Source organism: Paenibacillus sp. FSL R10-2796, assembly GCF_037965315.1.
In the GTDB taxonomy this organism is placed as follows: domain Bacteria; phylum Bacillota; class Bacilli; order Paenibacillales; family Paenibacillaceae; genus Paenibacillus_AQ; species Paenibacillus_AQ odorifer.
The window spans coordinates 1,465,659-1,490,180 of the sequence record NZ_CP150178.1; the positions used below are offsets into that span (position 1 = coordinate 1,465,659).

The 24,522-nt window shown below is 40.1% G+C and carries 38 protein-coding genes; 30 read left to right on the forward strand and 8 right to left on the reverse strand.

All coding sequences use genetic code 11. From position 1 onward, the window contains the following. From NST58_RS06705 to NST58_RS06775, 15 genes are all read left to right on the forward strand, one after another. Entirely contained in the window at positions 1-294 is a 294-nt protein-coding gene (locus NST58_RS06705) for a DUF2577 domain-containing protein (protein WP_339246908.1), read from the forward strand. Continuing rightward, positions 291-704 (forward strand): DUF2634 domain-containing protein, encoded by a 414-nt coding sequence (locus NST58_RS06710; RefSeq protein WP_339246909.1) that lies wholly within the window; start codon positions 291-293, stop codon positions 702-704. The genes NST58_RS06705 and NST58_RS06710 overlap by 4 nt, the downstream gene beginning before the upstream one ends. Next, the gene (locus NST58_RS06715) at positions 691-1,755 is read left to right on the forward strand and encodes a baseplate J/gp47 family protein (RefSeq protein WP_339246912.1); all 1,065 of its coding nucleotides are present in this window, start codon (positions 691-693) and stop codon (positions 1,753-1,755) included. The genes NST58_RS06710 and NST58_RS06715 overlap by 14 nt, the downstream gene beginning before the upstream one ends. Then, positions 1,752-2,309: a YmfQ family protein gene (locus NST58_RS06720; protein ID WP_339246915.1), complete on the forward strand. Its 558-nt coding sequence runs from the start codon at positions 1,752-1,754 to the stop codon at positions 2,307-2,309. The genes NST58_RS06715 and NST58_RS06720 overlap by 4 nt, the downstream gene beginning before the upstream one ends. After that, positions 2,299-5,169 (forward strand): hypothetical protein, encoded by a 2,871-nt coding sequence (locus NST58_RS06725; RefSeq protein WP_339246918.1) that lies wholly within the window; start codon positions 2,299-2,301, stop codon positions 5,167-5,169. Before NST58_RS06720 ends, NST58_RS06725 begins: the two co-directional genes overlap by 11 nt. A 13-nt stretch (positions 5,170-5,182) precedes the next feature. Further along, complete coding sequence (locus NST58_RS06730) at positions 5,183-5,761, forward strand: hypothetical protein (protein ID WP_339246919.1); 579 nt, start codon at positions 5,183-5,185, stop codon at positions 5,759-5,761. A gap of 50 nt (positions 5,762-5,811) precedes the next feature. Continuing rightward, on the forward strand, positions 5,812-5,946 hold the full coding sequence (locus tag NST58_RS06735) for a hypothetical protein (protein ID WP_256715915.1): 135 nt from the start codon (positions 5,812-5,814) through the stop codon (positions 5,944-5,946). A gap of 90 nt (positions 5,947-6,036) precedes the next feature. Next, positions 6,037-6,483 (forward strand): phage holin family protein, encoded by a 447-nt coding sequence (locus tag NST58_RS06740; RefSeq protein WP_339246922.1) that lies wholly within the window; start codon positions 6,037-6,039, stop codon positions 6,481-6,483. Continuing rightward, on the forward strand, positions 6,455-7,267 hold the full coding sequence (locus tag NST58_RS06745; RefSeq protein WP_339246925.1) for a M15 family metallopeptidase: 813 nt from the start codon (positions 6,455-6,457) through the stop codon (positions 7,265-7,267). Before NST58_RS06740 ends, NST58_RS06745 begins: the two co-directional genes overlap by 29 nt. A 3-nt stretch (positions 7,268-7,270) precedes the next feature. Beyond that, positions 7,271-7,549, forward strand: coding sequence for a holin (locus NST58_RS06750; protein ID WP_339246928.1), 279 nt, complete (start codon positions 7,271-7,273; stop codon positions 7,547-7,549). A 131-nt stretch (positions 7,550-7,680) separates the two neighbouring features. Then, complete coding sequence (locus NST58_RS06755; RefSeq protein WP_339246931.1) at positions 7,681-8,571, forward strand: ATP-binding protein; 891 nt, start codon at positions 7,681-7,683, stop codon at positions 8,569-8,571. Then, entirely contained in the window at positions 8,556-8,864 is a 309-nt protein-coding gene (locus NST58_RS06760) for an STAS-like domain-containing protein (RefSeq protein ID WP_076144349.1), read from the forward strand. The genes NST58_RS06755 and NST58_RS06760 overlap by 16 nt, the downstream gene beginning before the upstream one ends. A 168-nt stretch (positions 8,865-9,032) precedes the next feature. Then, complete coding sequence (locus NST58_RS06765) at positions 9,033-9,659, forward strand: restriction endonuclease (protein WP_339246935.1); 627 nt, start codon at positions 9,033-9,035, stop codon at positions 9,657-9,659. Positions 9,660-9,696: 37 nt separating this feature from the next. Continuing rightward, a complete protein-coding gene (locus NST58_RS06770; RefSeq protein WP_339246939.1) occupies positions 9,697-9,915 on the forward strand; it encodes a hypothetical protein in 219 nt (72 codons plus the stop codon). A gap of 22 nt (positions 9,916-9,937) precedes the next feature. Then, entirely contained in the window at positions 9,938-10,162 is a 225-nt protein-coding gene (locus NST58_RS06775; protein WP_339246942.1) for a hypothetical protein, read from the forward strand. A gap of 162 nt (positions 10,163-10,324) precedes the next feature. On the opposite strand, the gene NST58_RS06780 is transcribed toward NST58_RS06775, so the two are convergent. After that, positions 10,325-10,699 carry a hypothetical protein gene (locus tag NST58_RS06780; protein ID WP_339246945.1) on the reverse strand — a complete coding sequence of 125 codons (375 nt, stop codon included), beginning with the start codon at positions 10,697-10,699 and terminating at the stop codon, positions 10,325-10,327. A gap of 118 nt (positions 10,700-10,817) precedes the next feature. Here NST58_RS06780 and NST58_RS06785 point away from each other — a divergent pair, with 118 nt between their 5' ends. The 4 genes from NST58_RS06785 (at position 10,818) to NST58_RS06800 (ending at position 12,687) form a co-directional block, all read left to right on the forward strand. Then, positions 10,818-11,615: a hypothetical protein gene (locus NST58_RS06785; RefSeq protein ID WP_339246948.1), complete on the forward strand. Its 798-nt coding sequence runs from the start codon at positions 10,818-10,820 to the stop codon at positions 11,613-11,615. 313 nt (positions 11,616-11,928) lie between these two features. Continuing rightward, on the forward strand, positions 11,929-12,120 hold the full coding sequence (locus tag NST58_RS06790) for a hypothetical protein (RefSeq protein ID WP_076303973.1): 192 nt from the start codon (positions 11,929-11,931) through the stop codon (positions 12,118-12,120). Further along, positions 12,117-12,362 (forward strand): winged helix-turn-helix transcriptional regulator, encoded by a 246-nt coding sequence (locus tag NST58_RS06795; RefSeq protein ID WP_339246950.1) that lies wholly within the window; start codon positions 12,117-12,119, stop codon positions 12,360-12,362. The genes NST58_RS06790 and NST58_RS06795 overlap by 4 nt, the downstream gene beginning before the upstream one ends. Then, entirely contained in the window at positions 12,343-12,687 is a 345-nt protein-coding gene (locus tag NST58_RS06800; RefSeq protein WP_339246953.1) for a YolD-like family protein, read from the forward strand. The genes NST58_RS06795 and NST58_RS06800 overlap by 20 nt, the downstream gene beginning before the upstream one ends. Positions 12,688-12,729: 42 nt before the next feature. Here NST58_RS06800 and NST58_RS06805 read toward each other — a convergent pair whose 3' ends face one another. Then, positions 12,730-13,914: an XRE family transcriptional regulator gene (locus NST58_RS06805; RefSeq protein ID WP_339246955.1), complete on the reverse strand. Its 1,185-nt coding sequence runs from the start codon at positions 13,912-13,914 to the stop codon at positions 12,730-12,732. Continuing rightward, entirely contained in the window at positions 13,907-14,575 is a 669-nt protein-coding gene (locus NST58_RS06810) for a hypothetical protein (protein WP_339246958.1), read from the reverse strand. The genes NST58_RS06805 and NST58_RS06810 overlap by 8 nt, the downstream gene beginning before the upstream one ends. A 337-nt stretch (positions 14,576-14,912) precedes the next feature. Between NST58_RS06810 and NST58_RS06815 the strand changes: the two genes are divergently transcribed. Continuing rightward, positions 14,913-15,119 carry a hypothetical protein gene (locus NST58_RS06815; protein ID WP_339246960.1) on the forward strand — a complete coding sequence of 69 codons (207 nt, stop codon included), beginning with the start codon at positions 14,913-14,915 and terminating at the stop codon, positions 15,117-15,119. Positions 15,120-15,248: 129 nt separating this feature from the next. Here the strand turns inward: NST58_RS06815 and NST58_RS06820 are convergent, their stop codons facing one another. From NST58_RS06820 to NST58_RS06840, 5 genes are all read right to left on the reverse strand, one after another. After that, positions 15,249-15,728 carry a hypothetical protein gene (locus NST58_RS06820; protein WP_339246963.1) on the reverse strand — a complete coding sequence of 160 codons (480 nt, stop codon included), beginning with the start codon at positions 15,726-15,728 and terminating at the stop codon, positions 15,249-15,251. Between the two features lie 208 nt (positions 15,729-15,936). Then, positions 15,937-16,359 carry a type II toxin-antitoxin system HicB family antitoxin gene (locus tag NST58_RS06825; protein ID WP_339246966.1) on the reverse strand — a complete coding sequence of 141 codons (423 nt, stop codon included), beginning with the start codon at positions 16,357-16,359 and terminating at the stop codon, positions 15,937-15,939. A 36-nt stretch (positions 16,360-16,395) separates the two neighbouring features. Next, positions 16,396-16,584, reverse strand: a complete 189-nt coding sequence (locus NST58_RS06830) for a type II toxin-antitoxin system HicA family toxin (protein ID WP_339246968.1) — start codon at positions 16,582-16,584, stop codon at positions 16,396-16,398. 123 nt (positions 16,585-16,707) lie between these two features. After that, entirely contained in the window at positions 16,708-16,914 is a 207-nt protein-coding gene (locus NST58_RS06835; protein ID WP_339246971.1) for a hypothetical protein, read from the reverse strand. A 209-nt stretch (positions 16,915-17,123) separates the two neighbouring features. Further along, a complete protein-coding gene (locus NST58_RS06840) occupies positions 17,124-17,351 on the reverse strand; it encodes a helix-turn-helix transcriptional regulator (protein ID WP_076144367.1) in 228 nt (75 codons plus the stop codon). Between the two features lie 67 nt (positions 17,352-17,418). Between NST58_RS06840 and NST58_RS06845 the strand changes: the two genes are divergently transcribed. The 10 genes from NST58_RS06845 (at position 17,419) to NST58_RS06890 (ending at position 24,510) form a co-directional block, all read left to right on the forward strand. Next, positions 17,419-17,610, forward strand: a complete 192-nt coding sequence (locus NST58_RS06845; RefSeq protein ID WP_339246974.1) for a hypothetical protein — start codon at positions 17,419-17,421, stop codon at positions 17,608-17,610. Positions 17,611-17,831: 221 nt separating this feature from the next. Beyond that, positions 17,832-18,284 carry a hypothetical protein gene (locus NST58_RS06850; protein ID WP_339246976.1) on the forward strand — a complete coding sequence of 151 codons (453 nt, stop codon included), beginning with the start codon at positions 17,832-17,834 and terminating at the stop codon, positions 18,282-18,284. 12 nt (positions 18,285-18,296) lie between these two features. Further along, on the forward strand, positions 18,297-19,346 hold the full coding sequence (locus NST58_RS06855) for a hypothetical protein (RefSeq protein ID WP_339246979.1): 1,050 nt from the start codon (positions 18,297-18,299) through the stop codon (positions 19,344-19,346). 11 nt (positions 19,347-19,357) lie between these two features. Continuing rightward, positions 19,358-20,227, forward strand: coding sequence for a hypothetical protein (locus NST58_RS06860; RefSeq protein ID WP_036681711.1), 870 nt, complete (start codon positions 19,358-19,360; stop codon positions 20,225-20,227). A gap of 57 nt (positions 20,228-20,284) precedes the next feature. Further along, entirely contained in the window at positions 20,285-20,494 is a 210-nt protein-coding gene (locus NST58_RS06865) for a hypothetical protein (protein ID WP_339246982.1), read from the forward strand. Positions 20,495-20,499: 5 nt separating this feature from the next. Then, complete coding sequence (locus tag NST58_RS06870) at positions 20,500-20,643, forward strand: hypothetical protein (protein ID WP_162636675.1); 144 nt, start codon at positions 20,500-20,502, stop codon at positions 20,641-20,643. A 15-nt stretch (positions 20,644-20,658) separates the two neighbouring features. Further along, positions 20,659-21,039 carry a hypothetical protein gene (locus NST58_RS06875; protein WP_076220818.1) on the forward strand — a complete coding sequence of 127 codons (381 nt, stop codon included), beginning with the start codon at positions 20,659-20,661 and terminating at the stop codon, positions 21,037-21,039. 20 nt (positions 21,040-21,059) lie between these two features. Continuing rightward, positions 21,060-21,557 carry a hypothetical protein gene (locus NST58_RS06880; RefSeq protein WP_339246985.1) on the forward strand — a complete coding sequence of 166 codons (498 nt, stop codon included), beginning with the start codon at positions 21,060-21,062 and terminating at the stop codon, positions 21,555-21,557. Positions 21,558-21,593: 36 nt separating this feature from the next. After that, a complete protein-coding gene (locus tag NST58_RS06885) occupies positions 21,594-22,238 on the forward strand; it encodes a hypothetical protein (RefSeq protein ID WP_339246987.1) in 645 nt (214 codons plus the stop codon). A 13-nt stretch (positions 22,239-22,251) separates the two neighbouring features. Further along, positions 22,252-24,510 carry a hypothetical protein gene (locus tag NST58_RS06890; protein WP_339246989.1) on the forward strand — a complete coding sequence of 753 codons (2,259 nt, stop codon included), beginning with the start codon at positions 22,252-22,254 and terminating at the stop codon, positions 24,508-24,510. The last annotated feature ends 12 nt before the right edge of the window (positions 24,511-24,522 follow it).

The following is a 24,522-nucleotide window of genomic DNA, read 5'->3' on the forward strand; positions in this document are numbered from 1 at the left end:
ATGATAGATGCGATAAAACGCGCTGCCACTGAAGCGGTGAATGCTGCTGGTCCAGTTCTGGTACAGCTAGGAATTGTAGAAAAAATTAATCCTCTTGTAGTGTTGGTCGATAATCGGCTTTCACTTACGGAGGATTTTTTAATTGTTCCGGAAACCTTATCTGAACAGAAAATATCAATAGGAATCCAAGAATACGTAATTCGTAAGCCGTTAGCTACTGGAGATAAACTTTTACTTATCCGCATGCAAGGTGGTCAACGCTACGTAATCATGGATAGGGTGGTGAGCGTTTGATACCACAGAGCGATAATGTGCTACTGAATGAGGATATGGAGGATACACCCCAACCAAGTCTTACTTATAAATTAGACCTTGTAAATGGGCGTATAGGATCTGTGGTAGTGGATGGATTGGATGCCGTAAAACAGGCAGTTATAAAAATACTCTCGACAATCCGATTTGAAAACTTGATTTACAGTGACAATTACGGTAGTGAGGCAGATGTTGGAGCGATGCGGGGCCGTGCGGTGTTTGAAACTGAAGTGGAACGATGGACTAGGGAAGCGTTACTGCAGGATGATCGTATCGTTTCTGTAACCAACTTTAGATTTACCTATGATGGCGATGCGGTGCTCGTCTTGTTTGACGTAGAGAGTGATTACGGAAACTATACAGACCGATTGGAGGTGAATGGTGGTGTATGAAGATCAAACGTTTGAAACGATCTTAGAACGGATGTTAGACAGGGTACCAGATGGGCTGGACAAGCGAGAAGGTAGCATTATTTATGATGCTATGGCTCCAGCAGCAATGGAATTAGCTCAGATGTATGTCGAGTTAGATATTAATACAAACCTGATCTTCGCAGACACAACGAGTGGTGATTACTTAGATCGGGCAGTAGCATGGTCAGGTGTTACCAGAAAGGTGGCTACTAAAGCGCAATTAAGAGGGTTGTTTTACAATTCATCCAATACACTTTTAGATATCCCGGTAGGCAGTCGGTTTGCAATAGGTGATATCAACTACAAGGCAATAGAACGGCTTTCTCTTGGTAATTACCGGATGGAATCAGAAACTGTAGGAGCTGCTGGAAATCAAACATTCGGGGCACTACTGCCAATTGATTTTATTAATAACCTAGCTCGGGCCGAACTGACAGAACTGCTTGTTGCCGGAGTGGACCGGGAAACGGATAAAGCGCTCTACGAGAGGTATCAGGAGCGGATAACCAAACCAGTCACCAGCGGTAACAGATACCAATATGAGCAATGGGCTCGGGAAATCAGCGGTGTTGGTCGGGCTAAGGCGTTCCCTCTATGGAATGGACCTGGTACCGTTAAGGTAGTGTTGCTAAACAATGATATGAGAAAACCATCGACAGCGATTGTAGAGGCTGTTCAGAATTTTATTGATCCGACAAAGGACGGGATGGGTGAAGGAGTAGCACCGATCGGTGCAGTTGTTACGGTAGTTGGGGCTACTGAGTTTCCTATTAATATATCGGTGAGTGTAACTCTTGCAAGTGGAGCTACAACGGATCAAGTAAAAACGCAGTTGGAGACAGCGACTAGGAATTATCTGGCCACTCTTGCCTTTACTGACTCGTTAGTCCGTTATACCCGGATACAGAGTCTAATATTAGATATACCACCGGTGATTGATTATACAAATCTGAAAGTAAACAATCAAACAGTTAATATTCAGATACCAGATGATGCTGTAGCAGTGCTTGGGACGGTGACTGTAACATGAGTGGGGCTGACCATTTAAAAGGATATCTCCCAGCTTATTATGCCGACATACTCGAAATGAACGAGTTGATGAACGGTGAAGGACCAGAGTTTGATCTCCTTGGCGCACGGGTTGAAGAATTATTGAACCAAGCATTCCCGGAGTCGGCTACTTGGGCATTGGGGAGATACGAAGAGGAATTACAAATCGTAGTCGATACCAACAAACCTACTGAGCAACGGCGGTCTGTGATCATTTCAAAAATGCGTGGATTTGGCAAGGTATCCGGAGACATGATTAAGAATGTAGCACAGGCATATGACGGCGGCACTGTTGATGTGGCTGTATCTCCAGCTGAGTATAAGATCGTGATTACCTTTATTGATACATTGGGTGTGCCAATTAACATAGATGACCTTAAAAAAGCCTTAGAGGATATCAAACCGGCTCATATGACTTTGTCTTATGCCTACCGTTATTTGCTTATCAAAGAGGTGCATAAGATCATGACAATCAACCAATTGCAGCAGACGCTATTAAATAAATTTGCGGGAGGTGGGCCTGTTGTCCAGTAATACACCCAATTTGAATTTACTCAAAGTTAACCCAGTTACCGATGGTAATGATACTTTTAACATCGATACTATGCTCAATGATAACTGGGATAAAATAGACACAACTGTTGGTAATAAGGTAGATAAGGTATCCGGCAAGCAATTATCTACCAATGATTACACGACAGCGGAAAAGACAAAATTGTCTGGAGTAGCTACCGGAGCTAATAATTATACACATCCTACAGGAGATGGTAATCAACACGTACCAGCTACGGGTACTAGTAACAATGGCAAAGTACTTAAAGCTGGAACAACAGCCGGAAGCTCATCATGGGGAAATGTTAACGGATCGGAAGTTGTAGAAGATGCCACACATCGTTTTGCAACTGATGCTGAAAAGGCAACATGGAACGCCAAAGAAACAACAACAGGATCTCAGGCTAAAGCGGATGCAGCAGTGCTTCCGATTAATAACAGGCTAAATACTGAATCTCTCACAGCTATCAATTTAGTGGCTGGACAGCAAATTCTAAACGCAACAAAGAACGCTAGACTACAAGGATTAAAGGTACAGGGTAGGACGTTAATAGATTTACTTGGTGGGGCTGGGAGTGGAGAGAGTTTAACGGGGTGGTCGTTGGCTGGGTCAACACTCCCGGCTATTTCTACCGCTCAGAAAAAATCGGGTGCTTCATCGTTTAAGATGGCATCGGGTTCAACAGGCGGGAGCTACATGACGCGTGACTTCTCAGTTCAAATTGATAAGCCGCTGCAATATGTATTTGGTGTTTGGGTATTTATTGAGTCCTACACTGCGGGAGCCCCGACAATTGCATTATATGATATGGGGACAAATACAATAAGATACTCAACCTCTCCAAACACAAGTATTGTTGGTAGTTGGCAGTTTGTACCTCTTAAATTACCAGTAAACAATTCTTTGGTTGGCAATGGGTTGAGGATTGTAGTTGGTTATGGAAGCGCGGGAGCAAGCACGGTATATTACGATGAATTACGCCTATACGCCGTATCCGCAACAGACTATGCAGCCATCGGAACCACGATCACAGGCGCTGCTATTGATGCTCTATTGCCTTATGTACCTCCTGGTATTAATGGAGTGGATGGGTTATGGGTTAGACGGTATGGACGTAATTTGCTGCCAAGCGTGCCGGATAGTTTGCACGCCAACGCAAAGATGAACGGGCCATATGATATGACGCTTACGGCACAAGGCATATACAACACTTCCTACATTGATTTTCCGGTTATACCTGGACAAAAATATACTTTTAGCATGGATACCGTAGATGCAGGCGCCTACGCTGATGGCGGATTTTTTGGCAGCGATGGTCAAAATATTATGCAAGCATTTTTGCCCATGACTGGCGGTAGTATTAATATAGGCCCTGCCCCAGCTAATGCGATTAAAATTAGAGTGTATTTGTCCAATGAAATCAATGGAGTATATAGGTTCAAAAACTGGCAACTCGAACTCGGCAACGTCGCCACACCGTTTCAGCCCCGCGAAGACTCTCCTATCTCTTTTGGTGGAGTAGAGTTACACGCTAACCCAACGGATGGCAACGAACCGGATATACTGCGTGAGGTTAACGGACGGTATGAGGTGACGAGGTTATGGCGTAAATCCAATCTTGTGGGTGACTGGTCGTGGTTATTCGATACGAATTACACAGGTTTCAAACGTGTACGCGTTATTTTACCAACTTCTAGTGGCATAAACGCATCAGAACGAGTGACTAAGTATAACGGATACCCTTTATATCCTTCAGCGGGTGTTTATTCAGCTGCTGATCAATCAACGCTTTACAATGGTGTATTATACATTACTATTGCCATCACAGATTCCGGTTGGGGGGACTCCTACACTCCTACATCTGACGAAATTAAGGCATATTTTAATGGCTGGCGGATGTACAACGGCGCTAGTGGAGTGGCTACAAATCCATATAACGGTACGGCCGGACAAACAAAAGGATGGGTCGAGATTTTGAGTGCTGGCAATCCGGTAGGAGTATTGCCAACAACAATACCTTCGGGCTGGACACCGTATCAACTTCTATACCGTCTAGCAACACCGACCACGGAGACGGTACAAGAGGATGGCGCTCTTTCTCTGCTCGAAGGCGATAACTTTATCGAGGTAGGCAGTGGTTATATATCGAGGGAGCCTGCGAGACCGAAGAAAAATGCTTTATCAGACGTATACTACATTGGACTCAATGACGCAGGCAATGGTGGAGATTCTAGCCTGAAAAAACGCGCCTCCGAAATTAAACAAGTTTTTAAAAACGGTCTGCCTGATTTTTGGAATATTGATAAATTAGCAGACGGAACGTTTTATGCATGGACGGATAATTACGATACAGCTGCTTCCTACAGCGTCTCTTACATCAAACTGGATAAATCACCAGTACCTTCGGTATCAGGAGCGTACGCCGCCACTGAGAAGATGCAAATTCATGATTTAACAGATGCAGTGACAGAGATAAGCTCAACCGTTAGTGTGTTAGCTGCCAAGAAAGCGGAGAAGGATGCAGGGCCTTGGATTACACCGTCCGCAGTGCTAAGCGGATTTACTGCCTTCGATTTAGCTTATCGCGTGAATAAAGGATTTATTGAATTTCGTGGGTACGTATATTACAACATTACTGACGTACCAGTGGGTACAAAGATTTTTAATTTGCCGACGCAGTTTCGACCTGTGCGAATCACTAGAATGCTTACATCCTCATGGACATCAAAAGTAGATCCAATGTCGAGCGCAGTGTCAGTAGGTGTAAATGGAGATATAACAACAGAGGTCAACGTAAAGCAAAATATTATATTTGATGGTCTACGGTTTCCGTTAGATTAAAGGAGGCGATATCATGAGAAAAGCAGTACCGAAAGTAGACCTAAACGGACTGTATATAGAAGATGTAGAACCGGACGACTCTTTAATAGGGGTCGTCCCTATTTATGCCCAGCCAGTGCAGGAAGAAGCTCCTGAGCTGCCGGGAGATGAAGAGATCGAAGATGAACCGGACATGCCAGAAGAACCAGAACAGCCAAGAGAGATCATCGGTTATCTTGTAGGTGTTCCGATGCCCACCGGATTGTATCATCCTCGATTTGATCTATTAGCATGGGAAGCATATCAGGACGTTGTACTAGAGGCACAGAGCGACTATGCCGACGAGCTACACGATTGGCGGGAGAGTTATGCAGAAGGCGAAGAACAAGGCGAGCAGCCTATCTATATGCCACCTATGATGCCAGATAACCTATGGATCGAGAGCTTAACACCAGAAGAGATTGCGGAGTTGACGAAGCCTGGAGAACTCTCAGAAATTGAGATGCTAAAAAAAGAAAACATGCTCTTAAAAGCACAGAACAACGCAATAACTGAACGCGCCGATTTCATTGAGGATATCATTGCTGAAATGGCAATGCAGATATACCAATGATAGCGCGCATTTTTTACTGGTTCATGTCAAAGAGGAAAGGGGGTGACATCATGATGGCTATGTTTTTTGCACAGCGCGTAATCTTAGGTAAGACCAAATATATTGAGGTTCCATCGACTTTGAGACCAGGAGTAAAAGAAATTTTGGTTGATAGCGGACTTGAATTCCTTGCTGAAGAAGAATAAATAAAGTTGGCGCCCATTGAGGCGTTTTTATTTTGCCCTCGGATCCCCGGGGGCTATTTTTAAAATCAGAGATAGAAGGGGCGGGGGCGTATGGATGACAAGGCTCAAATTATAAAAGCTGTATCAACAGCAGCAGGCGTTGTTGTTGGATACATTTGGGGAGGATGGACTGTTATGTTACAAGCACTTCTTATGTTAGTTTGCGTGGATTTTGTAACAGGATGGATCGCCGCCTGGATAAACGGAGAATTGAGAAGTATGAAGGGTTACATTGGTGTGGCGAAAAAAGTATCCATTTTTATGTTTGTTGTGGTCGCTCATTTTATAGACGTTGTACTCGGTGACATGCACTACTTGCGGGATGCAGTAGTGTTTTTTTATTTGGCAAACGAGCTTTTGAGCATTATTGAGAACGCTGGGAAAATGGGCTTACCTATGCCGCCAATCCTGCGGGATGCTGTTGCAGTCTTGGAGTCTAAATCTGGTGGAAAGAAGGAGGGGAAGAACGATGTTGACGCTGGATCAAGTAAAGAGTAAATCATCTACGAGATTGATTGGTTTACATCCCGTAGTTTTAGCAGCTGCGACAGTTTTAATTGAACGCTGTTACGCTCGGGGAGTGCCTATTTTGATAACTCAGGGGTTGCGGACAATAGCTGAGCAGAATGGACTATTTGCTCAGGGACGGACGCAAGCAGAGCTTAATGCAGTTGGATTATCTAGCGTTAAGGCACAGCCTGATAAACTAAAGGTCACCAACGCTAAGGGCGGGACCAGTTATCATAACTTTGGACTAGCTATCGACTTCGCGTTGTTACTACCAGATGGGAAACAGGTATCATGGGATTTAAAACGTGACGGTGATGGTGACAAGGTAGCTGATTGGACTGAGGTAGTTCAGGAGGCTAAAGCTCTTGGTTTTGAATGGGGCGGTGATTTTGTCTCGATTAAGGATGCACCACATTTTCAAATCACTTTTGGAATGACAACCTCACAACTACGTGCGGGTGCTAATCCGTCAGAGATTGCTATGGCAAAAGCAACAGCTATTATAGATCGACTAAAAGAGGAGGTAAAGGAAGACATGAGTAAAATTGAGGAGCTAGAAGCAATCATAGCGAAACAGGATGAGCGCCTAATGGACGTAGAAAAGCGATTAAACATCTCGGGCAAGGAAACATATGCCATCAATTATAGTGAGGCTATTACAGCTGCTAAAGCGGTTGGAGCGATTACTACATCGGCAGAAAAATCAAAACTAGAACTTAATGTGATTCAAATGTTGTACAATATGGGATTATTTGCGAAGGGAGATAAATAATTTATGGACAATGAAAACCTAACTAATGTACTGGCGTTCGCCTCGGTGATCGCCGTTTTTGTGTTGGCAGGAGTGCAGTTCGTAAAGACTTCGTTTAACGTGCCTAAAAATATATTGCCCTTGATTGGATTAGTTATCGGCCTGTTGATCGGCGCAGCTGCTTATCCATTTACAGAGCTAGGCTTAGTGCTTAGATTATGGGCGGGCGGCCTAGCGGGACTATCAGCAACGGGATTATTTGAGATGGCGTTTAGTAATAGATCAGGGAATACAAAAGAGTAAAAAAAGTATGCCCACTGGCTTCAGCTGGTGGGATTTTTGTATAAATACAAAACAATTGGATTTTATTGTATACGAATTGTTGATAAGGGTAGTACAATAGACATCTATAACGCTACAGAGGAGATTTTAGCATGGAAGTTGAACTACCTTCGAGGTTTACTAGAGAGTCTATGTACCCATTTATTAAACAGATTTTAGATGAGGAAATGTTACCAAGGGATGAAAAGATAATTTTTGATTTTCGACCTTTAGAATTCATACAACCAGTTGGAATAACGGTACTCAGCAATTTAATTGGAAAATTACAGAAACATGGATCTTCAGTTTCCTTCAGGTATAGAAAGCCAAACAAGAAGAATAAGTGGTGTACTATGTCATACCTTGACGATTCAATGTTTTTTAAGAGCTATCTAAACGAGACACTTGACTCAACTTCTGCTTTGAGAGCTACAACACTTCCTTTAGAAAATGTGGTTTATGACAGAAGTTACCAGTACTTAGATAACGCTATGGAATGGTTAGCACTAAAGTTGAGTTTAAGCAAAGAGTCTTTGGGAGATATTAAAACATGTCTTAAAGAAGTCTTTAACAACATCAAAGATCATTCGAGCGAGAATAATGGATTTATTTTCATACAACAATTCGCAAAGAAGAATTTGGTTACTGTAGCTATTTCGGATTTCGGAATAGGGATACCATCAAGTGTGCAAACTAAGCATCCATCGCTTAATGATGCTGAAGCCTTAATTAAGGCTGTTGAAGAGGGGTTTACAACAAAATCTACCCCTAGAAACAGAGGTGCAGGTCTTGCTTTCTTATTACATAATGTGGTAAATAATAATAAAGGCGATGTTTACATACACTCAAACAGTGGTATACTATGTTGTAACCATAATGGTGAGCATATGGTTATCAGCTCAGAACTGAGCGAGGGATTTTACCCAGGAACATTACTTGAATTAAATTTCAGAACGGACACAATTGAATATGTTAAGGAGGATTTCTCATGGGACGATTATTGAAGATCATTGATTTTGTAAGTCAATGTTACTCCAATGATGACGGCGAAACAATCCAAAAACTGCTATTAAGGCATTTTAGAAGCGGCGAAAAAGTAATCGTTTCTTTCAAAGGAATTGACAGCGCATCTTCGTCATTCATTAACTCGGCTTTTATTGATTTACTTGAGACTTATGATTTTGACTTCATAAAGGAACACTTAGGGTTTTCGGATGCCAATAGGACAATAAATGAAACAATTAAACGTCGATTTGCTTTTGAGGTTAATAACAGAAAAAGGCTTCTTGAGGTTTAAATAATTGTTATTAATAGACACCTTGCCATTTATTGGCGAGGTGTTTTGTTTGGAACCCTATTCTTACCAATGATATAGAAACATATACATAATGTCCCAAATGAATTATATTGTAGTTAAGGTCTCACGAGGAAGCTCGTGAGTTTTTTTTGCTGAGGAGGATAAAAATTGCTTAAGGTATTAATTTTTGCTGGGATTATCGTAGTCGTTACTACAGTTGTTGTAGTTCTTCTTTTATCGAAAAGAAAACCGCAGTACTCAAAAGGTGAAATAATCGATCCTCTGAAGATTACAATCAAGGACATAGATCAGATGGAGGATGGATCAGACTTTGAAGAATATTTATATCTCCTGTTTTTAGCTTTGGGATATAAGGATGCTTACAAAACTCCTAGAAGTAGAGACTTTGGTACTGATTTAGTTTTTACAGATCGTGAAGGGTATCGTGATGTAGTCCAGGCGAAGCGCTATTCGTACCCAGTAGGCTTAGGAGCAGTTCAAGAGGTGTATAGCTCAATGAGGTACTATCGAGCCAAGAAGTCTATGGTGATAGCCTCAAATGTGTACACTGCTGCTTGTGATGAACTTGCAGGATATAACGGCGTTAAATTACATAGCAGAAATGATCTTATTGAGATAATTGATTTATTTAAAATGGGGCAAATAGACAAGGTCAAGGATATTATTGAAGGAGATCCACATTGGAAGTATGATTCATGGGATAATTACATGAACAACAATAAAGTAATTAAGAAGGATTTTAAAGCAGAAAAACGACTGGTCGCGAAGAAATAGTTATCGTTCGTGATTTCAATACATAGGAGTGAAAGAAGTGAGTGTTACATATAAGGTATTGGTCTCGGATTCCGAGTTTCTAGCAGCAGCCCTGTCCCAATCCAAGGTAACCGTATGGTTTCGGCTGGAACAAGATCCAATGGGGCATATTATGGATTATGGTGGAATTGTAGAGGGGTATACACCAGACTCTATTAAACTCGCTGGAGCTCATTTTGTTCGGGGGCGGTTTGAATTCAGAGTATACATAATGTAGAACTTCAATTTAAAACAAAGGCGTGATCTTGTTGAGTAATGTATACAAAGTCCTCAAGACAGACTCTGAATTTCTAACAGCTGCCCTTAAACAATCTAAAGTGGATATACTTGAACGTCGCGGTGATCTAGCTGACTGTACAATTGATTGTGAGGGTCCAATTCAGAAATGGAGTCCAGTGAGCGTTAAGATTGCTGATGCTTATTACATGAGAAATGAATTTGAGTTTAGGATGGTTTTGGCTTAAGTATGTATAACAAATACCCCGTCAACCTAAAGTGGTTGGCGGGGTATTTGTTGATCTGCTCATTAATTTACTTAAAAATGATTTCGGAGTTTCTATTACTGCTCTAAGCCTAGGTTTACATCGAACGGCACGAGTGAACATTGTGATATATCTCATAAAAGTTTAATTTTTCTTTAATTGTACGATTTCTTCATTACTATTGTTCCACTTAATTATAAGTTTTACCGAAGATTCTTCGCGTTCCATATTTTTCTCTGAAGTTGATTGAATTTGAAGTGAATTAGGATAAGTTTTATCATCGTACAGCCCTTTAGCTGTTATAACTTGCCCTGCGAACTGATAAGAGATAGTAGTTAATTCTTTCTCTTTTCCGATATATTTAATAGTGAAATTAGTTAGTTCTGAACTTTTTTCGTTTTTTATTGTTGCGGTCCAATGAGCACTTTGTCCTTCCCAACTGAGAGTTTTATCAGAGCAACCAATCAAAAAAAATAATGGCAAAATACTTAATAGAATTAGTTTTTTCGTGATGGACACCTACTTTTAATGTATTTTAATCTACTAAAATAATACAATAAATCTGGAAATTATACTAGTAATACTATTTTAATGTGGTATAGTGTCTATATATCACATTTAAAGGAGGAATTTGGAAATGTTGAGAAAAAAAATTAAATTTGGAATTATGACACTTGTTTTTTCGTTATCATTGACTAGTGTAGGTGGTATTGTATCAGCTAAAAATGTAGAGGATGTTGATAATGATTTTATTCCGGAAGGCTTTACAGTAACCAAAGCTTACGATGAGACGGATTTAGATTACAATGTGAGTGAACAGAAGGCTGCTCGTTTTTTTGATAACAGTAATGAGAAGGCTTTACTACTGTCTACGGATGGTGAAACGGAAAGTTCATTAGAAACTGAAATCCTCAAAAATGAAACACACAAGATCCGTGATATTAAAAACCTTGAAACAGGTGAAGAAAGAACTCAGTATAAAACTGATGTTAGTTTAAGAGCATTTAAGGGAGACAATAAATGGGATCCTTCCGGAGGTGTGAATCTATCCATAACGATCTATTCTAGTACCTATTATAATGACATGTATACTGGAATGGATAAAGCCTATGTCCGTTGGGACAAAGAAGATTCTACGATTTCATCTATGACTGCAGACTCGACTATCATACAGGTCGGTCCTGGAAAAAACGGAGCCGTCACGAATCAAAATTATACAAATGAGGGCAATCACCCCGGAAATCCTTGGAATATAATATCTGGAAATACATATTTATTTGAAGTCCAAAATTATAATTGGGAACCCGTATTAACTAGTGGATTAGGCACTCAAATTGGAGTGAAATTCACAACGCAACTTAAAAGAGGAAGCACGACTTGGAAATATACTTTTGGGGTAATGGTTTTAGGAACTTTCCCACAATGGCCAGAATAATGAGATTTTAATAAATGAGATTTTAATAAATGAGATTTTAAAAATTGAATGATGAACAAAAACACACTACGCTTATTAAGCTCGTAGTGTGTTTTTATATTCAAGAAGTTAACTGTGAGGTTAGACAAAACAAATTCAAAGGTTGGTCTAGAAATGACAATAACGAAAACCTCTAAGAAAAAGTAATCAAATTAATTGAATACACAAAGAAGCCCGGAGAATAATCGTGGCTCTTTTTTACATTGATTTTCGAACGTATGTTTGGTTATAATACAAACAAACGTTCTTATTTTGGAAGGCTATCAACTTGCAAATGCAGATTGGTCAAACCGTTGAAATTGTTTACTTAGATAAAGTCGGCAAGATTACTCAGCGCAAAATTGAAGTTAAAAGCATGAATGACGGCAAGATTCGCGCAACATGCTTAAATACAGGAGCGCCAAGAGTGTTTCTAATGGTAAACATATTAGCTTGGCAGCCAAGTGATAAAGGAGCAATTGCATGAAGCCATTAACGAATAAAGAAAAAGAAATACTCAGATCATTAATTAAGATGATCGAAATTAATCACTATCCACCTACTTTGCGGGAGCTTGCCAAGGAGGTAGGATTGTCATCTACAGCGGTAATACATGCACATATGGAGCGCTTAGAGATCAAGGGGTACATACAGAGAGGTAAGAACTTGCCACGAGCGTTGAGAGTTATTAAGGGAGTAGACGAAGACAATGAAACCACAACAGCGTAAGAAACTTGAAGGTAATGGACTTTGGGAGGGAAGTCGGATGATAATGCCTGAGCATAAAAATAGGATTCTGGACGATTCGCTGAATGAAGAGGTGCGATCAAAGCCTGAGTTGGATCCCCAAGCATTAGCTGAAATCTCACAGGTATTAGCTCAATCTTTAGAGGATTGCAGTCCGATCACGATTACATTGTTTGGGGAATATGAGGACAGATCCATCCATGGAATAGTCATGAGAGTAGATCAGCACCTTAGACAGATTAAGTTTCGTTATGGCGATGATTGGGAATGGATAAAGATAGAGGATATTATAGAAGTGATCTCATAAAAAAACAAGCCCCACCAGTTAACTCTGATAGGGCTTGTTTTTTTAATAAGTCTGTCTATTATTCAACGATCGGATGTTAACAATATTCGAAGGAGATTCAACTTCAGAGAAAAATCCGTTTTTCACTCCCATTAGTACCTCAACTAAATTAGCAGGGACTCTTAGATCGTTTAAAATTTCTTGTCTTTGTTTAATCCCATGGTCAATAAGAAGATTAGCAGATTGACTGAATGCCGTAGGTATTTCACGTTCTATTACATCATCCAATGGTTCCGTTCTTCCATATTTTTTGACTTGTCTAATCAGTGTTTCATATTTCGATTCAGTAATTATTTCCAAGTCCTTGCAGCGCCGCACAATAGCAGCTAGCGAGACTCCCCATCTTTGTTTGAGTTCAATAAGGTGAGGGAGCGAGAAGGAGAACAATTCATTTAAGAATGATTCTCTTGGTAGCAAAAAGGCGCCCGCAAATCTAAATGCCTGCGCTTCCACCAATTCATTAAACTCGGGGTCTAGATTCACCTTATCTTCAAACTCACTATCAGTATGCATAAGCAAATGACCGAATTCATGCATTGCGTTTAGTCTCAGTCGGCATGCAGTGAAATCTTCATTACCAACAACCATAAACGGTCTTCCGTTTCTCCACTGAGAGAAAGCATCAACTTTATCCAGTTTCTTATTCAAACGAGCAAGAACGACACCATTGTTTTCAAGTAGCCGATATACATGACTTATCGGACCTAAACCTAATCCCCAATGCTTACGAACTTCAATAGCGATTTCTTCGATATCATCTAAAGAAGAACTGACATCAAACTCTAAAAGGGGAATATTTACAGGGGTGAAATCTAAATAGTTACTAAAGTACTCATATATTTCTTGCATTTGTAGCATGATGAATCGTGAGAACTCTTTAGTTTTCTTTAAGGATGTACGATTTGCCCTGAATAAAAAAGGTCCTTCGTTTGCGGCTGAAAAAGGTTTGAAAAAATAACTTGAAGGAAAACCAGTTACTTTTTCAATCAACAGCATTGTATCGTAACTCGGTGTGATGCGATTTGTCTCAAACTGATTTAGAGCTTGACGTGAAACATTGATATTATCTGAGAAATCTATAGTGGAGTATCCAAGCGCAACCCTTAGTTGTCGTAAACGATCCGGGACAAATTGTTGTTGTAAATGCGCGGCTTTAGATGATTTCCCGTGATCGTTATTTCTATTCACCCTGTGACACTTCCTTGCGTTTTAAGAATTCATCTTTAATGGCTGCTACTTGAGTTTCTGCAATTTCTTCTTTTTGTGGAACTATCTTTTCTACTGGTGTAAGTGCAGTAGCGATATTTTGTTGATGTAACCATCTATTGATGGTCATATTTGGTACTCCCAAGTACATAAATTCAACATCTAATTTTCCGCCGAAGGTTAAAATAGAGTAATATTTTTCAACATCATCGAAGTCATTCACGACAACCAATGAATTTCCATCATGCACCATTTCGATTTGAGAGTTCATTCCACCGTTGAAACTCCTAAAATCAGCATCACGAGGAAAGGCATCGTACTTATCAGTTCTACTGACAGTGAAAATAGACTTCCCAGTAAAAAAATCATAATGCGGAAAGCTTCCACGGACATTGTTAGATGGAACAGCTTTTAACTCCAACCCAAATCGCTCGGCCCTGTCTTTGATAGCAAATTCAACTGCTGTATTCTGTAACCTCGATCTGTCACGTTTACCTACAAAATCCTTCAAGAAATCATTGTCGTCTATGCACTTGTTTGACATTATGTAGCCGTGGTTAATTGCGAGTTTTAAGTGACCAAGTAAACGTGGATTAAAATCTCTTCTGAACATAGCCTCGGTAAATGTCACTTCATTAATCATAGCTTCACTCCTTACTTTACATTTTCGGTGTAAAGTAATTATACATAAAACGTTTAAAAGTGTAAAGTGAATTTCCATATAAATACATATAACCAATTCCGTCAGTAATTATATAGGTTTTTATATATATTGTAGTCATTTTATTGAATCGCGTTAACGTTTGATCGTTTTGGGAATAATTCATGATAAAAGTTATATTAGAGGGTGTTAATTGTGCATCTTGATCAATTCCCAAAGGAAACACAAAATTTCATTTACGAACTTTGTTATTTGGCGATGAAAAGGAAACTAGAAAAGGATACGCGGAAGACCAAGTTGGAAGAAGAGGAGATTGTTAGTGGAATACAAGGAAAACTTCATCCCAGTTCTAGACATGATGATTCTAATCGACCGAAGTCTTAGCGAAAATGAAATGGAAAAAGCATTAGCATTTGTTTACGACATTCATAGAAAAAGACCGATAAAAAAATCTATTTCGATTGTAAAAGGGATTTCAGGTAGGGGGGTTAGTAAACGAGGGATCGATTGTGAATATGAGTGCTGAACAAGTGGCTAGTAAACTTAAAAGCAGTTTAAATAGTGGAAATAGATGGGCTTTAGAAATAAATGAGTTTCTTTCCTGGTCTAGAGAATGAGTGAAAAACTAGTCAGTAATGACACTGGAAGGGCTTATTTAATGTATCATCCCCATTTCACGGAGCCTATCTTTAATTTTCTGTAAACGAGCTTCCTTTTCATTTGCTTCTTGCATCTTTAATAAATCCACGGGTGTTTCTTTATATTTTTCAATGATTTTCTTTAAGGTTAATTCCCCGATATCTTTTTCAGTGTGCATTGTTATCGTTGGGGCGATTTTGTGATTTTCTATTATCATGGGCTCTGCAGAAATCCGTTCTAGTAAACTAATTAAAAGTTCGTGCTTTTTAACACCTATTCTTCGCGCCTGACATATTTCCTTCCAAGTACAGTTTAATAAACGATCAAGATCTAAATGACCTTGAATGTATAGAGCGTTTATAAGCCCCGTTAAATTGTGTCCTCGTTCTTCTTCATGAGCCACGGTTTTTAAACAATCGATATCCATACAATAAAGATGTGCTGGAAGCGGGAAATAGTGTCTTAATGCTGTGTTTTCATCGATGATTTTCTCCATAATGATTTACCTCCATCAAATTATATGGACACTATAACACGTTTACTGTTATGGTGAAAGTTGTATTGATTCTATAAAAAAATCCCTACTAACCTATATGGTCGGTAGGGATTTTTCTATTTGACGTTAATACATCATTGAGGAGGTTGAATTAGGTAGTCTTGCGAAGGTCCCTATAGGATAGGTATGTTCGCAAGGAGGTAACTAATTAAATGCGTTGCTTTTCGATTCCAAGGCTTCGTTTCAATCCCTCTTGCAATATTTGACTAAAGTTCAGATGCTGTTTTTCTGCCTCATCGTTTAACCACTTCGGTACAGTCAATGTTTTTTTTACAGCCTTGGCTTCCATTGCATCCCTAACAGTTGGCATATAGACCTGCACTTCACAGGCGGCCTCTGTCGGATCTGCTTGCTTCAAGATATCACCGAGAACAGACGGTGAAGGAATAGGGTCATTGTCTTGCTCCATCATATACATAAACCCTTCAAGAGCTTCACGTGCTGCGGTGTGTGCTTCTTCAGCTGTATCACCGGAAGTCAGACATCCGGGAAGATCGGGGAAACGAACAGAGATTCCTTCGTCTGTAGTGTCTAGCAACGCCCAGTAGCGATAAACATCTTTCTTGCTCATTTATATTAACCTCCTTGTGGAGAGGGGCTTTCGCCCCTACAACCCTGCTGATTTTAGAATACTCTTTTGTGTCTTCGGAGGAAAGCTGCTTCTAGGGTGTGGCACTGTAACTTTTCCGGGCTTTTTCGAATGTTTGAAGTAATGGTGGCTACCATGTACTCCGATTAGGAACCATCCGTCCTCTTCAAGAATATTTATGATTTCTCTTGAATTATAAGCTTTCATCTCAACCCTCCTTATGTTCCTATTATACACGTGTTAAATGTACGTGTCAACGTGTTTATTATACGTATCTTTGAGTTTTAAGGTTTTTCTAATTCTTTAAGGTTTGATGGTGTATAAGTCATTTTATAGCTCAACTTCTTCCCATCCTGGTGGTAATGGATCCTCAGGTGCAGGTCCCAGATGTTCAGGTGGTTCACTAATAAGTAATGGCTCGCCAATATCGAGCAAGACAGTTTCTGTTCCTTTAGCTATAACAATACCGATCTTACCGATATGGAAACCTTCTTTGATACGGACTCGAACGCCAAGTTTTAACTCTTCGATTTTCACTTCTTCCATCCCCTAAGGCAAATTTTCCTTACTTCGTAGTATTAATTGTCGTTGTTATATGAATATGGTCTTAACTGTTAAAGTCTGTATTTAATTACCGATAGACGTTTCGACATATAGCGACAGTAAATTCCAATAAACGGATTTAAAATGATTTAAGAGCAAAATGCTCCTAATTGAAGTAGGGAAGTGCGGACTTTCCGCACAGCCTACTCCTTGTTGTCTTGTACAACAATCCATTCGTGTAAATCTTCCATTCTGCAATCAAATATGAGAGATGCTGCGTACTCATCTTCTGGCTTCATCACTCTCTCATTATTGCAAAAATGGGAGATGATACGTTTGGGCCGACCGGATCGTTTGGCGTACTCTGCTTGAGTCCAGCCTTTACTGTCGATCCAATCTTGGAGTAGACACCTTCCGCGAGTTACGCGCAAGCTGCCAAGCTCCCTTCAATTTCAGTTTTTATACCAGCAAATTATAGCACATCAAGGAGGACTACTCATGGAAGTTGATATGAATGATTTATCTAGGGTCGCTAGTATAAAATCAAAAATGATGTCTGTGTATTGGCAGCTCAAGCAACAAAACGGGTGTACTAAAGGTGAAGCATCTAATGATATTCTTAGTGTCATCGAAGATGTTATTGAACTAGAAAATACTCTTCAATCAAAAATAATTGATTCTATAATATAGAGTGGATAGAGCCTTGAAATCTTGTCTTATCAAGATAAGCAAGGCTTTATTTATTTCCCCACATTTTCCCCACAACGATATTTTTTATTACTATTCAAATCTGAGAAAACAAACATATTTACGATGAAAATGTGCTAAAAATACGATGTAAATTAATCATGAGATAAAAACGGGGAAATTATTGCACGACAGAGATGCGTTATAACGAGTGGGAATTTTATTTGTGGAGTGGGGAAAAAGGATACGACGGGATCACCGGAACCTTCCACACCGTGGATTCGGAGGACATTCCTTATCAAGGTGCGTTTGCTGTGTCGACAAGAATTGGCGGGAGTCTAAAGGGGCATTTGATTTCTGCGCTGAAATCATGCGAGCTGGTGTTTATTTTGGAGAGTGTCCCGAACGGGAAGAAGCGGCTGGCGCGAATATCAGAAATCTTTTACGAAGAGGAGAGAAATTCAGTGTTTGCTAATGATCTTATGCGCTGGGAGCCGGAGGAAATGTGTTGGTCTTATAATGACAAGCTGACGAAAAATCTGATGCTGAAAATGACTAAGAAAAATGCGCAGGCTACGCGGATTCTCCAAAAAGAGCTGGGACGACTTGCTTTAACAAAGCCAATGGATCAGCCGCTTAAAGAAAGCTTGAAATCTAAGATAGTACTTGATGAGTGAGGAGGTGCAGATATGGATTTACTATTTTATATTTTTCGTTTTGTCCTTCATTTATGGATTGTGTGGGGACTGTGGTTACTCACCAAACTGCTCATCGAAAGGCATTTACGGCAGGTAGTCCAGAAATTCGATTTTCGAATTAAACATAAGATGAGCATTTTTGGCAAAAGAGTTAGCTCGGTTAAAAAAAGGCTGTGGCTCTACCGCCATCTGGACAAGCTTCTGTATTTCGTACACCGGAAGTATGAACCGGGTATTAGCGTTATGCGTTTTGTTATGCGTACAGCCATTTTGTTTATTGCGGTTTTCTTATCAGGACTACTGACAATTAGTGAGCTCCCTGGAAGGTTGAGTTTTAACAATCCTTTTTTGGAGGGGATTACTTTTAATGAAGGACAGCCGATTCAGGGGGCGTGGAGATTTCCGCTTTTTATAGCTGTAATATCTGCGACGATTCCTTATTTTCGTATGAGATACATCTATGCACAGCGGAAGGTACATGGAAGCTACGCTCTCCTCGATGTAGTCAAAATCTCCACCAAATTCACACATTTGTCGGTAGATTCGATCCTTGATCGGACAGCGGATTTTCTTACGGATAAAAATGTACTAAAGAGCCCTCTGAAGCTGCTAGGTGCCGCATTTTCTAATTACAGTAATGAGAAGGAGCTTGTTGAGGAGGCAGGGAGATTCTCCAGTGCGATCGGCACCACCTTCGCTTTAGAGTTTATATCAGATCTGCTCTATGCCGAGAAGGAGGGAACCTGTTATTTAAAAAGCTCGCTAATGCTGTTGAATCGTTCTATGGAGCAGCAGAGAGAGACGATTTTAACTGTAAAAGCAGGAAGCAGAGATGCGATCAGCCTTGGCTTATATGGGAATCTTCTGGTGCTGGTATCTACGGTTGGAACCTTTATGTATATGCTGAAGCCCGATGTCTATTTCCAACTGCAGTTCGAAACTACGGTAGGCCTTTCCTTTTTGATGGTGATCGTCTCCGGCCTTTTTATCTCTTTTGTGATCAGTACTATTCTTGCCAGGCCCAAACTGGACTACCACTAAGGTGATGAACTATGGATAGATTATTACTACTAATTACAGTGATCGGGATCGTGTATGTCGCATTACTTGTGTTTGTGAGCAGCAGCAGTAAGCAGGAACGATATCTTGTCCGACTGGGCATCCGGTGGAATTCGCTGGGTGAACACGTGCAGAGTGATAGATTTCAGCAATTGTTGAATGAATGCGGTTTATCAATTTCGGCTCGAAAAGTTACGCTATTTCGTTATTCAGCGGCAATCATCTATTTATTTAGCCAAGTCGTCAGCGATTTCATCCGATCTGTTCCTTTTTCATTCTATGACCCTCTAATTGCTCTACTTATTCTCGTAATCAGCAGTCCGATGCGTTATCTTCCGCTTGGTTGGGTGTTGGCGTGGCTTCACCAAAAGACGAATATTCAAAAAGATGGCGAGTTGATCTCCTTCATTCGTCTCTATGAGAATAATCGCCTACGTAAGCGCGGATATGTGCAGTTTGGTGCTTTTTGTGGGAGTACAGCGGGACATTTTCAATATATACGTCAGGATTTGTATGAGCTGTCAGAACGGGCAGTAGATGAGGGTGTGGAGGGGGCGATTGAATGGTTTTGTGCCAAATTTCCGGATAACCATCACTTTATTAATGACATCCGGTCCATTTTGCTGGCGACAGAAGGCATGGATGATGACACGGAAGCTGCAAACTATTTGCGTGAACAAGGCAAGATTATCTCCAAAATCTCCAGCGATCAGTATTTAAAAAAATGGTCTTTCATCGGTGATCTATCGACGATTATTAATGTTATTCCATCGATTGCTACTTTTTTGATGATCGTTGCCATGGCGATGCAGTACATTTTGCTAATCAAAGGAAATTTTAATGGAGTCGGCATGTTCCAGTGAAAAATTGTATATTCAACCTTATTTTTAAAACCTAAAATAAAAAGGGAGAAATTAACAATGAAAAAAGACGCTATTTCTACAGGTTTGTTTATCGCTATCGGTTTTTTGTGTGTGGCCATCGTAATTTCCATTTTGATTCCTCTGGTGCGTGACGTGATTAATGCTGCCGATGATAATAGACCGACGATCCCGGGGGTATCTCTAACTCAACCGCTGGATTCCAGCCAGACTGCACTAACTATGTCCATGACTCACGTTTCGGTATAAGTCAGATGAAAAAAGACTCTATTTCCGTCGCTATGTTTTTGGCCATTGGCTTTGTAATTGCGGGGATGTTTGTCACGGTAGCTACGCATATGATCGGCAGCAGTCAGGATGATATCATCTCACATACTAAGCAAGTGGAACAGTATTAGAAGGAGGCGTGTCTAATGAAGGAGACCGTCCTCCGGGCATTGTTCATGTGGCTAGTCCTGTTTATTATCCTGCAGCCTATCTTCTCCTACATAGATTATCTGCTAGATTTACAGGTCAAAGCTAATACGTCCTATATCACACAAAAAGCAGCAACAGAGGGGATGGTTACAGCTTCTATGCGGAATGAAGTAATTTCAAATCTGAAGGCGATTGGATTTTCTGAAGCTTCGATAGAAATTACTAGCAGTACAGACACCGTTCAAGAGCGAAAGCAACGAATTGATGTGTATGTAACCGCGCCGCGGATAAATCTGTTTCCTTATAATTTTTCTACGGTTTCGCAGCCGACTCGATATTATGGGCATGGATCAATTATGAGTGAGTATCTCGATTGACTAAGGGATGAGCGTAATTTATGGATTACATTATTAAGCTGGCATTTGTCCTACTGATCTTTATCTACTCCTGGTTCTTTCAGATCCAGAATCAGGAGTGGGACCAGCTGCGCAGCATGTTAAAAGACGCAAATAATATCGCTGTTCACGATGCCGCACAGGAATTAGATGAGACCGAATTGACTCGTGGTCGTCTGATTATAGATCCCGAAGATGCGTACGATACTTTTCAGCAAACCCTGCAGAACAATCTAGGCCTTGATAGCGGCCTTTCCCCCCAAGGGGGCAGTCGTTTTAAGACACAAGTAAAGATTGTGAAGTTCGATATTATTGACGATTCCGATGGCGTGAATTTTCCACTTTTATACGAGGATAGCGAATATGGCATAACCAAATACATCGCAGGTCCTTCGGTTATTGCCGTCATTGAGACGGAACACCCGGTTCTGATCTCAAGATCCAAAACACAACAGCCCATCAGGGTGCCAGCAGTTCAGGAGTATAAGTTCAATAAGTAATAAAATGCCAATTAAAGAAAAGGGAGAGATTCAGTGATGAAGAAGACCATTGTAAGGGCAGTTTTGACTACGACAATGTTATTTAGCATGGTATTGGGGCAGAACGTGATTACTAACGCAGCAGCGGTTACACCAATAGCCGCAGCTACACCATCAGTTACAGCAAAACCTGCTGCTACACCAGCACCCATTATGAGGGATAACTTAAGTAAATATGGTTTGAAAAAGGATTTAGAGTTGCCGGTTACGGTTACGGCGGGTGGGTTTAGTTATACGCTGGAGAAATTCATGATTTATGATTTCAAGTCAAAAGATGCACAAAATCTAGTGAAACAATTTAAATATGACTCATTTGGAGGAATGGTTAGCAATCCTAAATACTTGGTTTGGACTAAGATAATAATTAAAAACAACAGCAAAAGTATTGTGAAAAGAGCATTGTATGATCAAAAAGATAAATGGGTTTTATCACTAAAAGATGGGGGGGAATTAGACCCGATTTGGCCGAAGGTAAATGAAGAGAAAATCAACAATAAAAGTGCATTCTATTACTACACGCTCAAGCCAGGGGAACAACTATCCACTTATCAAGCATTTTTATATGAAAAAGATTTTGACTATTTTGCAATTCGTATGTATCATGCTGGTGGATTTGATGAAAAATTAATAGTCAACTATTAAAAGGACAATCAATATGAAAAAAGATATTTTAATATGTATGTGCTTTTTGTTACTTGTTCCTTTTGCATTCTCCACATCTGTGCAAGCTGCTGAAACAAAATTAACTTCAATTTCTGTTCCTATTACGACTGGTTTGCTTGGATCTAACAATTCAGCTAAAGATTTTTATTTGGAGCTACCTAATGGTATAACTGGCTCTTCTATCAAAACAGGCACTTTAAAATATACTGGATCTAATGGAAAAATAAGCATCTCGTTGGAAAATGGGAAAATCAAAGTTGCACTTAAAGGAGTGCCTAATCAAAAATATATTAGTAATGTAGTAGGATATAAAGCTTCTTGGAAAGCAATGTATAGAACAGACATATACAACTCGATTTGGTTGTATTCAGACGGAAGAAGATGGCAAATAAATCAATACGATGAAAGAAATGATCGGATGGTGACAGATGATAAAATTGCCACTGATGGGTATCCCTCAAAAAATCCACCTAGAACAAAGGTAACGGCAGGACCTTATCAAGATAAAGAATATCTAAAATGGTATAACGGATCGGTAAATGATGTTATTAATGATCAAGATATCATTCAATCTACTATAAAAGTTATTCCTTTTAAAAAATCATCATATGCAGACGATCCTAAATTTAAAAATGGGAGAATTATATTGAATTATATGATCCCTGACGGTGTTCCTTGGGATAAAGAAAGTAATGACGGATTATCTGGTAAAGCGGAAGGACGAAAGTATAAAGCATTCGCATCCTATTATTACACTGCAGACGCTAAAGTCACCACCTACAGCTACGGGGGAACAGTCAGCTTTGAATATGGTCTCCCAGATGAAGCTACACTCACAGGTTCTGCAATTCTAGAACAACCTAATCCAAACCCAATTAAGTTTGATAATAAGAATGTTTCGGTTAAGATCGCATTGAAGGGTGAGCTGCTATCCTATAAAGATACATCAAACATTTCAGAATGGATTTTTTATGCCAAAGAGAAAGGTAATGAAGGCTCACTCCAGACAAAAAAGATGTATATCAAAACTCTAACGGCAAACGAAACTTTCAAGTTTGAAATTCCGAAGGAGAAAGTGGCAGGTAAAAGTAACTACAGTCAAGAGTACGAACTAAGTATAGTAGTGAGATTTAAGAATGAAGTCGTGACCAAAAGAAGTAAGTTCGACTCGTTAAAAGAATCTTTTACAGTCAAAGCAGGAGTGTATACAACCTCAGGTCCTCCGGGAGGAGGGTTTCCAGGTCCTACATCACCGCCAGAACTACCGAGAGAGTTAAAACCCCCAGTAGCTCTTATAAATGCACCGAAAACTGTAAAAGCAGGACAAGAGTTTGTAGCCAGTGCAGCAGGGTCGTATGACCCCGATGGTTATATTACGGATTACTTTTGGGATACGCCTAATGCTAAGGGAGAATTGAGCACTTTGCCAAGGGGAACGCTTTGGTATGATAAAGACCATTTGGGGGAACAAACACTTGCTTTGACTGTAATGGACGACGACAAAATGACTGGAAGTACTAGTACTGAGGTTAATGTCATTGAGCCAAAACCAGATGCATCTATCAGGGTAGATGGTACATTAAAGCAAAATCGAAAGGTTATCATACAAAGTTACGTTAGTAGCCCGACCCACTACCCATTAGTAGATGCTAAGACTAAATTCACGATCACAGCCGTATCAGGTGGAACGAATTCTGATATTAAATATAGCGGATCGCTGAACGGAGTATATAGCAAAGATGTGCTATTCAAGAAGCCAGGGAAATATAAAGCAACCATTTATGTGGAGAATACATTAGGGCTAACTGCGAGAAACGAAACAACTTTTGATATAGCTCCAGACCAGAAACCTTTTGCATACTTTACGATGGCTGGAACAGTGTATCGCAATCCTTCAGATGGTAATCAAGCGACCCTATCAATAGATGATATGTCGTACTCACCAGACCAAGATATGGTGGCTCGAAGGCTTTGGGAATACCGCTACGATTCTGATAACAACGGAAATTTTTCGGGTGAACCATGGGTTATTTTTAATAATCAGAATTTAGATCGTTTGAATCTCAAGGTAAAGGAAGTCGGAAAATACGAAGTAAGACTAACTGTATTTGAAGAGTTTGGCCAGCCGACCATCGAGGAGTTTGTGACGCAGGCTGATCGGCAATCCATAGATTCAGAAGTTACACAAAATGTGATCGAACGGATCTTCACGGTTAAAAATCAGGCACCTGATGTCGATTGGTCATGGTAGAGAGGATTAGAG

Bases quoted from the DNA above. Each gene is read 5' to 3' on its own strand.
- NST58_RS06705 (WP_339246908.1), top strand. From the start codon at position 1: ATGATAGATGCGATAAAACGCGCTGCCACTGAAGCGGTGAATGCTGCT.
- NST58_RS06715 (WP_339246912.1), top strand. From the start codon at position 691: ATGGTGGTGTATGAAGATCAAACGTTTGAAACGATCTTAGAACGGATG.
- NST58_RS06720 (WP_339246915.1), top strand. From the start codon at position 1,752: ATGAGTGGGGCTGACCATTTAAAAGGATATCTCCCAGCTTATTATGCC.
- NST58_RS06730 (WP_339246919.1), top strand. From the start codon at position 5,183: ATGAGAAAAGCAGTACCGAAAGTAGACCTAAACGGACTGTATATAGAA.
- NST58_RS06735 (WP_256715915.1), top strand. From the start codon at position 5,812: ATGATGGCTATGTTTTTTGCACAGCGCGTAATCTTAGGTAAGACCAAA.
- NST58_RS06740 (WP_339246922.1), top strand. From the start codon at position 6,037: ATGGATGACAAGGCTCAAATTATAAAAGCTGTATCAACAGCAGCAGGC.
- NST58_RS06745 (WP_339246925.1), top strand. From the start codon at position 6,455: ATGTTGACGCTGGATCAAGTAAAGAGTAAATCATCTACGAGATTGATT.
- NST58_RS06750 (WP_339246928.1), top strand. From the start codon at position 7,271: ATGGACAATGAAAACCTAACTAATGTACTGGCGTTCGCCTCGGTGATC.
- NST58_RS06755 (WP_339246931.1), top strand. From the start codon at position 7,681: ATGGAAGTTGAACTACCTTCGAGGTTTACTAGAGAGTCTATGTACCCA.
- NST58_RS06760 (WP_076144349.1), top strand. From the start codon at position 8,556: ATGGGACGATTATTGAAGATCATTGATTTTGTAAGTCAATGTTACTCC.
- NST58_RS06785 (WP_339246948.1), top strand. From the start codon at position 10,818: ATGTTGAGAAAAAAAATTAAATTTGGAATTATGACACTTGTTTTTTCG.
- NST58_RS06790 (WP_076303973.1), top strand. From the start codon at position 11,929: ATGCAGATTGGTCAAACCGTTGAAATTGTTTACTTAGATAAAGTCGGC.
- NST58_RS06795 (WP_339246950.1), top strand. From the start codon at position 12,117: ATGAAGCCATTAACGAATAAAGAAAAAGAAATACTCAGATCATTAATT.
- NST58_RS06800 (WP_339246953.1), top strand. From the start codon at position 12,343: ATGAAACCACAACAGCGTAAGAAACTTGAAGGTAATGGACTTTGGGAG.
- NST58_RS06810 (WP_339246958.1), bottom strand. From the start codon at position 14,575: ATGATTAATGAAGTGACATTTACCGAGGCTATGTTCAGAAGAGATTTT.
- NST58_RS06820 (WP_339246963.1), bottom strand. From the start codon at position 15,728: ATGGAGAAAATCATCGATGAAAACACAGCATTAAGACACTATTTCCCG.
- NST58_RS06825 (WP_339246966.1), bottom strand. From the start codon at position 16,359: ATGAGCAAGAAAGATGTTTATCGCTACTGGGCGTTGCTAGACACTACA.
- NST58_RS06830 (WP_339246968.1), bottom strand. From the start codon at position 16,584: ATGAAAGCTTATAATTCAAGAGAAATCATAAATATTCTTGAAGAGGAC.
- NST58_RS06845 (WP_339246974.1), top strand. From the start codon at position 17,419: ATGGAAGTTGATATGAATGATTTATCTAGGGTCGCTAGTATAAAATCA.
- NST58_RS06855 (WP_339246979.1), top strand. From the start codon at position 18,297: ATGGATTTACTATTTTATATTTTTCGTTTTGTCCTTCATTTATGGATT.
- NST58_RS06860 (WP_036681711.1), top strand. From the start codon at position 19,358: ATGGATAGATTATTACTACTAATTACAGTGATCGGGATCGTGTATGTC.
- NST58_RS06865 (WP_339246982.1), top strand. From the start codon at position 20,285: ATGAAAAAAGACGCTATTTCTACAGGTTTGTTTATCGCTATCGGTTTT.
- NST58_RS06870 (WP_162636675.1), top strand. From the start codon at position 20,500: ATGAAAAAAGACTCTATTTCCGTCGCTATGTTTTTGGCCATTGGCTTT.
- NST58_RS06875 (WP_076220818.1), top strand. From the start codon at position 20,659: ATGAAGGAGACCGTCCTCCGGGCATTGTTCATGTGGCTAGTCCTGTTT.
- NST58_RS06880 (WP_339246985.1), top strand. From the start codon at position 21,060: ATGGATTACATTATTAAGCTGGCATTTGTCCTACTGATCTTTATCTAC.
- NST58_RS06885 (WP_339246987.1), top strand. From the start codon at position 21,594: ATGAAGAAGACCATTGTAAGGGCAGTTTTGACTACGACAATGTTATTT.
- NST58_RS06890 (WP_339246989.1), top strand. From the start codon at position 22,252: ATGAAAAAAGATATTTTAATATGTATGTGCTTTTTGTTACTTGTTCCT.